The following is a 12,327-nucleotide window of genomic DNA, read 5'->3' as shown; positions in this document are numbered from 1 at the left end:
GGCCCGGGCCCCACGCGGGGCCCGGGCCGATGCAGTGCTGCTCGGTCAGCGGTTCTTCTTGGCGGCCTTCTTCGCCTGCTTCGCGGCGGCACGCCGCTCGGCGCGGGTCCCGCCGGCGGCGGAGCCCCCTTCGTCCCGCTCCTCGACTCCGCCGTCCTCCGACGGGGCCGAGTAGTGCAGGTTGCGCGGTCGTGAGCCGTCCTCGAGCCCCTTGGCCGTGACCTGCGGGCGAGCCGACTCCCCCGCCCCGCCGAGGAGCGCGTCCACGCTCTTGGGCTGGGTGGACGACTCGGGCGCAGAGGGCACCTGCACCTCGGAGTTGAAGAGGTAGCCGACCGACTCCTCCTTGATGGCGTCGTTCATCGCCTCGAAGAGCTGGAAGCCCTCGCGCTGGTACTCCACGAGCGGGTCGCGCTGGGCCATGGCCCGCAGCCCGATGCCCTCCTTGAGGTAGTCCATCTCGTAGAGGTGCTCGCGCCACTTGCGGTCCAGGACCGAGAGCACGACGCGGCGCTCGAGCTCGCGGGCCACCGGCTCGGTCAGCTCCGCCTCGCGGCGGTCGTAGGCCTCGTGGATGTCGGTGACGATCTCCTCACGCAGACCGGCGGCGGTCAGGCCGGCCAGGCTGCCCGCACCGTCGACGAGCTGCTGGGGGGTGAGCGAGGCCGGGTAGATGGCGCTCAGCGCCGTGAAGAGGCGGTCGAGGTCCCAGTCCTCGGAGAAGCCGCCCGCCGTCTCGGCGTCGACGTAGCCACTGACGACGTCGGTCATGAAGTGGCGGACCTGCTCCTCGAGGTCCTCACCCTTGAGGACGCGGCGGCGCTCGTCATAGACGACGGTGCGCTGTCGGTTGAGGACGTCGTCGTACTTGAGGACGTTCTTGCGCGTCTCGTAGTTCTGGCTCTCGAGCTGGCTCTGCGCGCCCTCGATCGAGCGGGTGAGCATCTTGCCGGCGATCGGCGTCTCGTCGTCGATCTTGGCCGTCGTCATCACGCGATCGACGAAGGCGGCGTTGAACAGCCGCATGAGGCTGTCCTCGAGCGAGAGGTAGAAGCGCGACTCGCCGGGGTCACCCTGACGACCGGAACGACCACGCAGCTGGTTGTCGATGCGGCGCGACTCGTGGCGCTCGGTGCCCAGGACGTACAGGCCGCCGAGCTCGGTGACCTCCTCGTGCTCCGCCTCGACCGCCTTCTCGGCCTCGGCGAGCGCGTCGTCCCACGCCGCCTCGTACTCCTCCGGGGTCTCCTCCGGGTCGAGCCCGCGCGCCTTGAGCTCGGCGACGGCCCGGAACTCCGGGTTGCCACCGAGCATGATGTCGGTGCCGCGGCCGGCCATGTTGGTCGCGACCGTCACCGCTCCCCTGCGGCCCGCGTCGGCGACGATGCTCGCCTCGCGCTCGTGGTGCTTGGCGTTGAGGACCGCGTGCTTGATCTTGCGCTTGGCGAGCTCCTGCGAGAGGTACTCGCTCTTCTCGACGCTCGTCGTGCCGACGAGGACGGGCTGGCCCTCGGCGTGGCGCTCGGCGATGTCGTCGACGACGGCGTTGAACTTCGCCTGCTCGGTCCGGTAGACGAGGTCCGGCTGGTCCTTGCGGATCATCGGACGGTTGGTGCGGATCGGCACGACACCCAGGCCGTAGATCGAGTTGAGCTCCCCGGCCTCGGTCTGCGCCGTACCGGTCATGCCGGAGAGGGTGTCGTACATGCGGAAGTAGTTCTGCAGGGTGATCGTCGCGAGGGTCTGGTTCTCGTTCTTGATCTCCACACCCTCCTTGGCCTCGATCGCCTGGTGCATGCCCTCGTTGTAGCGGCGGCCGGCCAGCATGCGACCGGTGTGCTCGTCGACGATGAGGACCTCGCCGTTCATGACGACGTAGTCCTTGTCGCGGGTGAACAGCTCCTTGGCCTTGATCGCGTTGTTGAGGTAGCCGATGAGCGGGGTGTTGACGCTCTCGTAGAGGTTGTCGATGCCGAGGAGGTCCTCGATCTTCTCGATGCCCGGCTCGAGGATGCCGACGGTGCGCTTCTTCTCGTCGACCTCGTAGTCGCCCTCGGCCTCGATGCCCCGCATGAGGTCGGCGCCGTGGCCCTTCTCGAGCTTCTTCACCATCTTGGCGAACTCGACGTACCACTTCGTCGGCTGGTCCGCGGGCCCCGAGATGATCAGCGGGGTACGGGCCTCGTCGATCAGGATCGAGTCGACCTCGTCGACGATCGCGAAGTTGTGGCCGCGCTGGACCAGCTCCTCGGTGTTCCAGGCCATGTTGTCGCGCAAGTAGTCGAAGCCGAACTCGTTGTTGGTCCCGTAGGTGATGTCCTTGGCGTACTCGGCGCGCCGCTGCTCCGGGTTCATCGACGAGAGGATGACGCCCGTCTCGAGTCCGAGCGCGCGGTGGACGCGTCCCATGAGCTCGGCCTGGTACTCGGCGAGGTAGTCGTTGACCGTGACGACGTGCACGCCCTTGCCCTCGATGGCATTGAGGTACGAAGGGAGGGTCGCGACGAGCGTCTTGCCCTCACCGGTCTTCATCTCGGCGACATTGCCCTGGTGCAGGGCAGCCCCACCCATGATCTGCACGTCGAAGTGCCGCTTGCCGATGGTGCGACGGCTCGCCTCGCGCACGGCGGCGAAGGCCTCCGGGAGGATGTCGTCGAGGGTCTCGCCGTCCTTGAGGCGCTTGCGGAAGACGTCGGTCTCGGCCCGCAGCTCGGCGTCGGTCAGCTTCTCGAAGTCCTCCTCGATGGCGTTGACCTGGGCGGCGATGCCTTCGAGCCGCTTGACGGTACGGCCCTCTCCGGCGCGGAGGATGCGCTCGACGATCTTCACGAAACAAAGCTCCTGACGTCTCTTCCATCCGGGCACGACACAACGCCGCTGCACGGAACAGTCTGCTGACAGGCTAATCGCTTGCCGGGTCGGTCACCGACCGGACACCCTTGCCGAGTGAACGAGCAGGTGGCCACCGTGGTTCCGAGGGCCTTCCCCGACGTCGTGCCCGTCCTGACGAAGGGAGCGGTGCGGCTGCGCGCGATGACCGAGCGCGACCTCCCTTCGCTCGTCGAGCAGAGCAATGACCCCGAGTCGATCGCCTGGACCGTGGTCCCGCAGCCGCACGGTCTCGACGACGCCCGAGCCGCCCTCGCCTTCCACGCGGAGCAGTGGACCGAGTCGGGCGGACGGCGCTACTGGGCCATCGAGCGCCTCCCCCATGAGGACGCGCCGGGCACCCCCTTCGCCGGGGTCATCAACGTGCGGCCGAGCGGCCGGGAGGGTGACGCCTGGGAGACGGGCTTCTCGCTGCATCCCGCTGCGCGCGGGCGTGGCGTGATGTCGGCGGCCCTGCGGCTCGCGGCGCAGTGGGCCTTCGACCAGGGGGCGCCGAGCCTGCGCTGGTGGGCTGCCCGGGGCAACTTCGCCTCGTGGCGGGTCGCCCACGCCGCCGGGTTCACCCACCACGGCACCCTGCCGAGTGCCGTGCACCTGCGGGGGCAGCGGTCGGCGGACGCCTGGGTCGCCTCCCTGCTGGCCGGGCAATCGATGACGCCGCGGCACCCATGGATCGTCCCGCCGGTCATCGAGGCCGACGGCCTGCGCCTGCGCCCGATCCGTGACGACGACCGGGCTGTCGCCGAGCCCCACGACCGTCCCGCGCACCACCTGCCCGCACGCGCGGTCCCGACCCCCGAGACCTTCGACGACTGGCTGCTGCGACGACGCGAGGGGATGTCCCTCGGCCGCGGCGTCAACTGGTCCATCGCCGACGCCGCGACGGACGATCCCCTCGGTGAGGTCCTCCTCTTCGTGCGCGAGGGGGCGCTCGAGGCGGGCGGGAGCGCCGAGCTGGGCTACGCGATGCGCCCGAGTGCCCGCGGCCGCGGGATCGCGGGCCGTGCTGCCCGACTGGCGTCGGAGCACGCACTGCGACCGGTCGCAGAGGGCGGCCTGGGGTTGCGTCGGTTGGTCGCCGAGACCGCCGCCGACAACGAGGCGAGCAACCGGGTCCTGGCCGGTGCGGGGTTCACGGTCTGGGGACGTGAGGAGGCCGCCGACGCGCCGGACGGGAGCATCGGCCCTGCGCTGCACTGGGAACGACTGGCCTGATCAGGCGCCCACGACCTCGCCGAGACCGAGCCAACCGGCCATCTGCGCCAGTTCCTCCGCGAGCTCGCGCCGGTCGTCCGCTCCCCCACGCCCGGGCTCCCACGTGACCTGCCGGGCGAGCAACGTCCCGGCGGAACGGTCGGCCTTGAGGTCGACCCGTCCGACGAGCGCGTCGCCGACGAGGAAGGGCAGCACGTAGTACCCGTGCACCCGCTGCTCGGCGGGCGTGTAGATCTCGATGCGGTAGTGGAAGTCGAAGAGCCGCTCGACCCGCGGCCGGCACCACACCATGCTGTCGAAGGGGGACAGCACCGCCCGGGCGTGCACGGCCCGGGGCCGGCGGGCCTCGGCGTGCAGCCAGGCCGGCTGCGCCCAGCCCCGCACGTCCACCGGTTCGAGCTCGCCGATGCGCTCGAGCTCCGCGATGGCCGGACGCACCCGGTCGCGCCTGAGCCGGAAGTAGTCGGCGAGATCGGCCTCGGTCGCCACGCCCATCGCCCGGGCGGAGATCCGCACGAGCTCGAGGTACGCCTCGGGCTCGTCCGGTCGGGCGCTCGGTTCCAACCAGGCCCGGGACTCCCCCTTCGGCACGACCCGCTCGAGCGAGGCATAGCGCCGCTCGAACTGCGTGGTCCGCCCGGCGGAACTGATCTCGCCGGCCCAGAAGAGGTACTCGAGGGCGTGCTTGACCTGCGACCAGTTCCACCCCCAGTGCTCCCGCTCGCCCTGCCGCTCGTGCCCGAGGGCGGCCTCGAGCTCGCGCGCGGTGCGCGGCCTGCCCGCGGCGACCTCCTGTCGCACGGCGGCCAGGACGTCCGGGTGGTCGCGCGCCACCCGCTGCATGCCGCCCCACGAGCCGTCGACGACGCGACGCATCCGGGGGTGCTCCATGAGCGGCCAGGTCGACGGCGGTATGAGGCTGGCCTCGTGCGCCCAGTACTCGACGAGTCGACGGGGCGCCCGGTCGCGCATCCGGTCCAGCAGCGCCGTCTCGTACGGGCCGAGGCGGGAGAAGAAGGGCAGGTACTGGCTGCGCGTCAGCACGTTGACGCTGTCGATCTGCACCAGGCCCACGGTGTCGACGACCCGCTGGAGGTCGCGCGTTGTGGGCACGTGCCCGGGGCGGGGTCGAGCCAGACCCTGCGCGGCGATCGCGATGCGGCGGGCGGCGGCAGGCGTCAGTGAACGGCTCACACCACCACCCTGCCCGGTCGCACCGACAACGTGCGGCGCGGCCCCGCACCCGGGTCGGGTGCGGGGCCGCGCGGGAGTCGTGCGGTGCGTGTCAGCCCACCGAGGCGCGCGCCCGGGAGACATCGGTGCCGTTGACGGCGGCGACACCGTCGACGTGGGTGCCGTTGACGGCAGCGGCCTCCCCCTCCTGCACGTCGAGGTGGATGACACCGTAGGACCAGCCGCGCCGGCGGTAGACGACGCTCGGTCGGTCGAAGTCGGAGTCGTGGAAGAGGAAGAAGTCGTGCCCCACGAGCTCCATGCGGCGCACGGCCTCGGCGAGGGTCATCGGGGCCGACTCGTGGACCTTTTCGCGGACCTCGACCGGGCTGTCGCCGATGGTGCCGAACTGGTCGCTCTCCTGCGGCGACTCGTCGGTCGGCAGGTCGGTCGACAGCGGCTCGGTCAGCCCGGCGGTGGCCTCGGCGACGGACCGGCGGCGGCGACCGCGCAGGACATTGCGCTTGTCGTGGGCCCGGCGCAGTCGCTCGAGGAGCTTGTCGACGGCGAGGTCGACCGCGGCCTGGCGGTCGTCGTGGCAGGCCTCGGCCCGGATGACCGGACCCTTGGAGCGGCACGTGATCTCGACGCGCTCGCTGGCCTTGGCCTGCCGTGGATTGGGCTCGTGACTCACCATGACCTCGATCCGCTGGACGCGAGGATCGAGCTGCGGGACCTTCGACAACTTGGTGTCGAGGTAGTCGCGCAGTCGATCGGAGACGTTGACATGGCGTCCGGTGATGGCAATTTCCACGGAGTCCTCCTGGGGACGTCGGTGATGCAATGTGTCACGCCTGGCGAGGGCGTCGGGTCCGGTGCACCACCTCCCTTGCGGGGAGCTCGGTCGTCACGGGCTGCCGCCCGTGGACGCGGAAGGCCCCTGCTCCGCACCGGCTGTGCCGGCCGTACGAGGGGCCCATGACGACACGTTAGTCCGCCGGACGACGGAAAGGTAGGGCGGGCGGTGGGGACCTGCGTGGTGTCACCATGCACACCGCCATGCCCACGCTCGCGGCGCCGGCGGCGCGCAGGGCGCGCCTCCCTTCGCCGAGCGTGGCACCCGACGTCAGGACGTCGTCGACGAGCACGCAGGGTCGGCCCCGCACGGACTCGGGCGTGCGGACCCGCATGGCCCCTTTGAGGTTGTCCTGTCGCGCCTGCCGGCCCAGACCCGCCTGGTCGGCGGTGCGCCGGGCCATCGTGAGCACGGGCGCCGGCTCGACCTCGGGTCCCAGGAGGTGCGCCACGCGGCGCACCAGCACCAGCGTCGGACGGTCACCTCGTCGGCGTACCGCTGAGGGGTCGCTCGGGACGGGCACGAGGAGGACGGGACCACCCCCTGCCGGGTGGCGCATCAGCTCCCGACCCACCGCGTCCGCGAGCAGTCGCGCCAGCGGGTCGGTGAGGTCGCGGCGCCCGTCGTCCTTGAAGGCCTTCATCACCCGCGCCGATACTCCCTCGTACCGGAGGGTCCCGGAGCATCCCGGCCACTCCGCCGGGACGGGGACGGGTGCCACCGGACCGGTCTCGTCCAGGGCCGACCCGGCCAGCTCGTCTCGGCAGGCCGGGCACAGGGTCGGGCCGGGCTGCCCGCACCCGGCGCAGTCACGCGGCAGCACGAGGTCCAGTGCGGCGCCCAGCACGGCCGTCATCGTCGCGGTACCCACGCTCGCAGTCTGGCGTCGGCGACGGCTGACGACCGGGGAACCGGCCCGGGTGTGGACGACGGGGTCCCTGCGTCAGCTGCTGTGGATCACTTGCCCGCGGTGACGACTCCGGTGAGGGCCGTGAGCTCCTGCCAGCGTCCACCGGAGCGCTGGAAGACCCGCCCACCAGCGGACGTCAGCACGACGTCCTTGTCATCGCCCGTCGTCGTGATGCTGACCGCGCCCGGCCGCTCGGTCATCGGTTCGACCTGACCACCCACGTGCACCAGATAGGGCTGCAGCACCGTCTGCTTGTCCTTGCGGCCGATGACCGCCAGGGTCGTCTGGTCGACCCACACCGCCTCGGTCATCTCGACGAGCGAGGCCCCGACGCGGAAGCTCTGCGGCGAGGTCTTCGTCGGCAGGCCATTGGCCCGCCGCACGACGCCGGCCACCTCGAGCGTGCTCCCGGCGCGCGGGATCTGCTCGGAGATGACCGCGATGCGGCTGCCCTCGGGCGAGATGACCGCCGCCTGGACGAGGCGACTGCCCAACCACGGGGTGGGGATGTACTGGGGCTCTGCGGCGTCCTCGTCGGTGGGGTCGACGGTCGCGTTGATGGCCCAGAGGCGGTGCCCCGCCTCGCGCCCCAGGCCGGAGCCGCCGACCCACAGCACACCGCCGTAGTCGTAGCACGGGTGACACATGTCAGCGGCGAAGGTCGGCACGTCCGTGTGGGTGCCGTCCTCGTTGTACCGCACCAACTCGCGTCCGGTGCGGTCGACGGCCGCGACCTCCTTGCCGTCGATCCGCAGCGCGAGGCGGGTCGACGTCTCCGGGATCGGCTCGAAGGTCGAGTCGGCGGTGCGCATGTGCTGCTCGGACGCCGAGGCCAGTCGGTCCCCGACCCGCACCAGCTTCGTCCCGCGCCGCGCCATGACGACGGGTGTGCTCGTCTGCGCGCGGTCGACGAAGCCGAGCTGCTCCGGGGTCGTCAGCGGCTCGGTGAGTCCCAGGTCCAGCTCGTTGCCCGACAGGGTGATGACGACCTCGGTGACGGCCGGCAGCGACATCAGGGTGGCGACGAGCTGGGCCGCCAGCTGCTTGCGCACGGTCGCCGCATCCGCGACGGACTCGCTGTCCAGGTCCACCCGGGCCACTCCGTCACGCACGGGGACGGCGTCGACGACGAGGCGGGCGCCCGTGTCCGTGGAGACGGCGTCCTCGAGGTAGTCGGGCACTCTCCCGAGCTGCGCCCGCACGAGCCGGGTCGCGAGCTGGTCCTGGGGGAACCACCGTTGGTCCACGACGAGGGAGTTCCATCCGATGGCGGGGTAGTGCACCGGGTAGTCGCGGAAGATGAAGCCGACCTCCTGCTCCTGCAGGACGCGGCCGAAGCCTTCCTCGAGCTGGTCGATGCGCCACTCGCCGTCGACCGTCGTCATGGTGAACTCGAAGATCTCCCAGAGGTTGTGCGGCGCCACCGTGTAGCGCCCCTCGGTGTCGATGGTCGCGCGCACGTGCACCTTTGTCCGGTAGGTGTCGGGCTTGCCCTGCACCCGCGTCACCTTGGGTTCGGTCCCTCCGTAGATCACCGTCCGGCTGTCGGGGATCCAGCCGCGGGCGAGGGCGTCGGTGAGGTAGGAGCGCGTGATGTCGAGTCGCTCGCCGCTCGTGGCTCCCGCGTGCAGGAAGCCCAGGATGATCTGCTCCGGCGTCGCGCCCTCGTCGGGGCGGTTGGGGATGCGATTGAGCGGGACGGGAGGCTCACCGTCCACCTTGAGCCCCGGACGGACGGTCGAGTCCGCACCGAGCCCACACCCCGCGAGGGCACCGGCCGCCAGGAGCCCGAAGGCCCCTCGTCGGGTCAGGCCCGCGCCGGGGGTCATGCCGCGCCCTTCGGCAGGTCTCCCTCGCGCGGCGTGAGCGGCAGGGGTGAGGTCGTGAGGGGCCCACCGGCCGCGCGCGGGACCGTGAGCCGGAAACGGGACCCGACGCCGGGCTCACCCCACGCCTGCAGCCATCCGTGGTGCAGTCGCGCGTCCTCGAGGGCGATCGCCAGGCCGAGGCCAGACCCGCCCGTCGTGCGCGTGCGGGCCGGGTCCGCTCGCCAGAAGCGGTTGAAGACGAGCGAGGCCTCGCCGGCCTTCAGCCCGACCCCGTGGTCCTCCACGAGGACAGCCGCGGCCTCGTCGTCGGCCCCGACCCAGATGTCGACGGGCTGCCCCTCGCCGTGCTCGATCGCATTGACGACGAGGTTGCGCAGGACCCTCTCGATGCGCCGTGCATCGACCTCGGCGACGGCCGACTCCCCCGGCACCCGGTGGACGGTGACCTCACTCCCCCGGGCGTCGGCGATCGACTCGGTGGAGTCGACGACGCGCTCGATGATGGCGAAGAGGTCGACGGGGTCCTGCTCCAGCACGGCGGCACCGGCGTCGTAGCGGCTGATCTCGAGCAGGTCGGCGAGCAGCTCCTCGAAACGGTCGAGCTCGTCGTGCAGCAGCTCCGCGGATCGCCCCGCGACGGGGTCCATCTCGTCGCGGGACGAGTGCAGCAGGTCGGCCGCCATGCGGATCGTCGTCAGCGGGGTGCGCAGCTCGTGGGAGACGTCCGAGACGAAGCGCTGCTGGACCCGGGAGAGGCCCTCGAGCTGACGGATCTGGGTCTGCAGGTTGTCTGCCATCTCGTTGAACGACTGACCGAGGAGGGCCAGGTCGTCGTGGCCCCGGGCCGACATCCGCTCGTTCAGGTGACCCGACGAGAGCCGTTCGGCAGCGGCCGCGGCCCGGCGCACGGGCGTGACGATCATGCTCGTCACGATGTACGCGATCGCGGAGACCAGGGCGATGAGGAAGAGCGCGCCGAGGGTGAAGGAGCGCGAGATCGTCCCGAGGGTCGCCTCCTCCTGGTCCATCGGGTAGATGAAGTAGATGTCGTACTTGTCGGCGCTGGGCACCTCGACCTGGGAGCCCACAACGACGGCAGGGACGGTCTCGGAGTCGGTGGGGGTACCGGGGAAGGCCGTGCCCACGCCGTCACCGACGGGGCGGGTGAGCTCGATGACCATCGTCTGCTGTCGGCTGGGATCGGCCGCGACGGCATCACGCAACGAGCTGGGCACCGACTCGAGGTTTACGTTGTCGGACTCCTCGGACGGAATGCGCACGTCGGAGGAGTTGTCGACGCTGCGGGTGAAGATGACGTAGCGGCTCTCGTCGCCGGCCGGCGCCTTGAGCGTGCGGTTGACGAGGTTGCTCGCGAAGACGGGCAGCTCGGGCGTACCGGTGTAGCCGTTGAACCCGGCCTGGGCGTCGTCGACGAGCTTGCGCGACTCGGCCTGGGCCAGGCTGATCCGGTTGTCCACCAGCCCGTCGGCGATCGAGCGGTACATCGTCAGGCTGATGATCGAGACGACGACGAGCCCGAGGATCAGCGTGCTCGTGACGACCCGGAAGCGCAGCGAGCGCCGCCACAGGTCGACGAGGGCCTTGACCTGCCGGACGAGGAAACCCTCATCGCGGGGTGCATCGTCATCCGCGACCTCGGGGCTCGGCGCGTCCGGGGCCTCGGTCTCCTCGGTGACGGAGCCCGAGGACATCGTCAGGACTGTCCTGCCTTGTACCCGACACCCCGGACGGTGACGACGATCTGGGGGTTCTCGGGGTCGTGCTCGATCTTGCTGCGCAGTCGCTGCACGTGGACGTTGACCAAGCGGGTGTCACCGGCGTGGCGGTAACCCCAGACCTGCTCGAGGAGCACCTCTCGGCTGAAGACCTGCCACGGCTTGCGGGCAAGGGCAACGAGGAGGTCGAACTCGAGCGGGGTCAGGGCCAGCGGCTGCTCGCCGCGCTTGACCGAGTGGCCTGCCACGTCGATCGTCAGGTCGCCGATCGTCAGCCGCTCCGGCTCCGGCTCGTCGCCGCGGCGGAGCCGGGCGCGCAACCGCGCGATGAGCTCCTGGGGCTTGAAGGGCTTGACGATGTAGTCATCGGCGCCGGACTCGAGGCCGACGACGACGTCGACGGTGTCCGTGCGGGCGGTCAGCATGACGATCGGCACCCCAGACTCCTGCCGCAGGCGACGGCAGATCTCGATGCCGTCCATCCCCGGCAGCATGACGTCGAGGAGGACGAGGTCGGGTCGGGTCTCGTGGAAGGCGTCGAGCGCACGGGCGCCGTCGGCGACGTGCGCGACGTCGAGGCCCTCCTTGCGCAGGACGATCCCGAGCATCTCGGCCAGCGCCTGGTCGTCGTCGACGACGAGGACACGTCCCTTCACGGTCTTCCCTTCCCACGTGGTGACAGCCCGCCCATCATCACACAGCGGGCGCCCGCTCCCGGTGTGCCACGGCGGGTACGGTGGTCCACGAGGCCCACGACCGGGCCTGCGGACGAGGGAGCCGTACCCGCACCACGACAAGACGGACTCACGAGGGAGTCCTGATGTCCTGGTTCGTGCTCATCGTCTCGGGGATGCTCGAGGCCGTCTGGGCGGGCGCCCTGTCCGCCTCCCGTGGTTTCACCCGCCGCGGCCCCACCGTCCTCTTCGCCGTCGCCCTCGTCCTGAGCATGCTCGGGCTGGCGTGGGCCATGACCGGCCTGCCGACGGGCACCGCCTACGCCGTGTGGGTCGGGATCGGCGCCAGCCTCACCGTCGTCTGGTCCATGGCGAAGGGGGACGAGGTCGCCTCCCCGGCCCGCCTGGGTCTGGTCGTCCTGCTCGTCGCCTGCGTCGCCGGCCTGAAGGTGGTGGCCTGAGATGCCGTGGGTGGTCCTGCTCGTCAGCGCCGTCCTCGAGGCCGTCTGGGCCACCGCGCTCGGCCGGTCCGACGGGTTCAGCGCCCCGCTCGCGACCTGTGTCTTCGTCGTCGCCCTCGCCCTGAGCATGGGCGGACTGGGCCACGCCGTGCGCACCATCCCCATCGGCACCGGTTACGCGGTGTGGACCGGGGTCGGTGCCGCCCTGACCGTCATCTGGGCGATGGCCACGGGTGACGAGACCTTCTCCCCCGCCAAGGCCCTGCTCCTCACCGGCATCGTCGCCGCCGTCATCGGCCTGAAGGTCCTGCCCTCCCGCCCGGACGAGTGACCCCCTTCGCACATCCGCCCGGGCGGCTGCGCGCCTGACGAACCGCCGACCGCGCATCTCCCCGGGTACCTGCGCGCCTGAGGTTGCGCGAGGCCCGGGGACGGCGTCGCGCGAATCAAGGAAAAGCCCGGACTCCTCCGGCACCGCGAGATGCGTGCGAAGTCGTCCGGGCTTTTCCCCAGCGCGGCGTCGTGCCCGGGCCTCGTCACGAGACTCAGCCGAGCGGGTATGGACCCACCCCGGACAATGAACC

At 71.1% G+C, this 12,327-nt stretch carries 10 protein-coding genes and 1 riboswitch; of the genes, 3 read left to right on the top strand and 7 right to left on the bottom strand.

The genetic code is table 11. The features are described from left to right. Positions 1 to 45: 45 nt before the first annotated feature. On the bottom strand, positions 46 to 2,829 hold the full coding sequence (secA, locus tag JAN01S_RS10845) for a preprotein translocase subunit SecA (RefSeq protein ID WP_068317938.1): 2,784 nt from the start codon (positions 2,827 to 2,829) through the stop codon (positions 46 to 48). Between the two features lie 117 nt (positions 2,830 to 2,946). Here secA and JAN01S_RS10840 point away from each other — a divergent pair, with 117 nt between their 5' ends. Further along, complete coding sequence (locus JAN01S_RS10840; protein WP_244884820.1) at positions 2,947 to 4,104, top strand: GNAT family N-acetyltransferase; 1,158 nt, start codon at positions 2,947 to 2,949, stop codon at positions 4,102 to 4,104. On the opposite strand, the gene JAN01S_RS10835 is transcribed toward JAN01S_RS10840, so the two are convergent. The 6 genes from JAN01S_RS10835 to mtrA form a co-directional block, all read right to left on the bottom strand. Continuing rightward, positions 4,105 to 5,298, bottom strand: a complete 1,194-nt coding sequence (locus JAN01S_RS10835; protein WP_068317933.1) for a winged helix-turn-helix domain-containing protein — start codon at positions 5,296 to 5,298, stop codon at positions 4,105 to 4,107. It lies immediately after the preceding gene. Between the two features lie 91 nt (positions 5,299 to 5,389). Next, complete coding sequence (gene hpf, locus JAN01S_RS10830) at positions 5,390 to 6,091, bottom strand: ribosome hibernation-promoting factor, HPF/YfiA family (RefSeq protein ID WP_068317932.1); 702 nt, start codon at positions 6,089 to 6,091, stop codon at positions 5,390 to 5,392. A gap of 175 nt (positions 6,092 to 6,266) precedes the next feature. Further along, on the bottom strand, positions 6,267 to 7,004 hold the full coding sequence (locus tag JAN01S_RS10825; protein ID WP_068317929.1) for a ComF family protein: 738 nt from the start codon (positions 7,002 to 7,004) through the stop codon (positions 6,267 to 6,269). An 86-nt stretch (positions 7,005 to 7,090) separates the two neighbouring features. Further along, positions 7,091 to 8,872 (bottom strand): LpqB family beta-propeller domain-containing protein, encoded by a 1,782-nt coding sequence (locus JAN01S_RS10820; protein ID WP_068317927.1) that lies wholly within the window; start codon positions 8,870 to 8,872, stop codon positions 7,091 to 7,093. Continuing rightward, positions 8,869 to 10,584 (bottom strand): MtrAB system histidine kinase MtrB, encoded by a 1,716-nt coding sequence (gene mtrB / locus JAN01S_RS10815; protein ID WP_084360174.1) that lies wholly within the window; start codon positions 10,582 to 10,584, stop codon positions 8,869 to 8,871. Before mtrB ends, JAN01S_RS10820 begins: the two co-directional genes overlap by 4 nt. 2 nt (positions 10,585 to 10,586) lie before the next feature. Next, entirely contained in the window at positions 10,587 to 11,264 is a 678-nt protein-coding gene (gene mtrA, locus JAN01S_RS10810; protein ID WP_068317925.1) for an MtrAB system response regulator MtrA, read from the bottom strand. Between the two features lie 87 nt (positions 11,265 to 11,351). Then, positions 11,352 to 11,417, top strand: a riboswitch (guanidine-III (ykkC-III) riboswitch). 11 nt (positions 11,418 to 11,428) lie between these two features. Between mtrA and JAN01S_RS10805 the strand changes: the two genes are divergently transcribed. Both JAN01S_RS10805 and JAN01S_RS10800 read left to right on the top strand, forming a co-directional pair. Further along, positions 11,429 to 11,743, top strand: coding sequence for a DMT family transporter (locus JAN01S_RS10805; RefSeq protein WP_068317922.1), 315 nt, complete (start codon positions 11,429 to 11,431; stop codon positions 11,741 to 11,743). Position 11,744: 1 nt separating this feature from the next. Beyond that, positions 11,745 to 12,074, top strand: a complete 330-nt coding sequence (locus JAN01S_RS10800; RefSeq protein ID WP_068317919.1) for a DMT family transporter — start codon at positions 11,745 to 11,747, stop codon at positions 12,072 to 12,074. Positions 12,075 to 12,327: the final 253 nt, after the last annotated feature.

The sequence above is a fragment of the Janibacter anophelis NBRC 107843 genome, assembly GCF_001570945.1.
In the GTDB taxonomy this organism is placed as follows: domain Bacteria; phylum Actinomycetota; class Actinomycetes; order Actinomycetales; family Dermatophilaceae; genus Janibacter; species Janibacter anophelis.
This window is presented reverse-complemented; position numbering and strand designations above follow the sequence as displayed.

Bases quoted from the DNA above. Each gene is read 5' to 3' on its own strand.
- JAN01S_RS10820 (WP_068317927.1), bottom strand. From the start codon at position 8,872: ATGACCCCCGGCGCGGGCCTGACCCGACGAGGGGCCTTCGGGCTCCTG.
- mtrB (WP_084360174.1), bottom strand. From the start codon at position 10,584: ATGTCCTCGGGCTCCGTCACCGAGGAGACCGAGGCCCCGGACGCGCCG.
- JAN01S_RS10805 (WP_068317922.1), top strand. From the start codon at position 11,429: ATGTCCTGGTTCGTGCTCATCGTCTCGGGGATGCTCGAGGCCGTCTGG.
- JAN01S_RS10800 (WP_068317919.1), top strand. From the start codon at position 11,745: ATGCCGTGGGTGGTCCTGCTCGTCAGCGCCGTCCTCGAGGCCGTCTGG.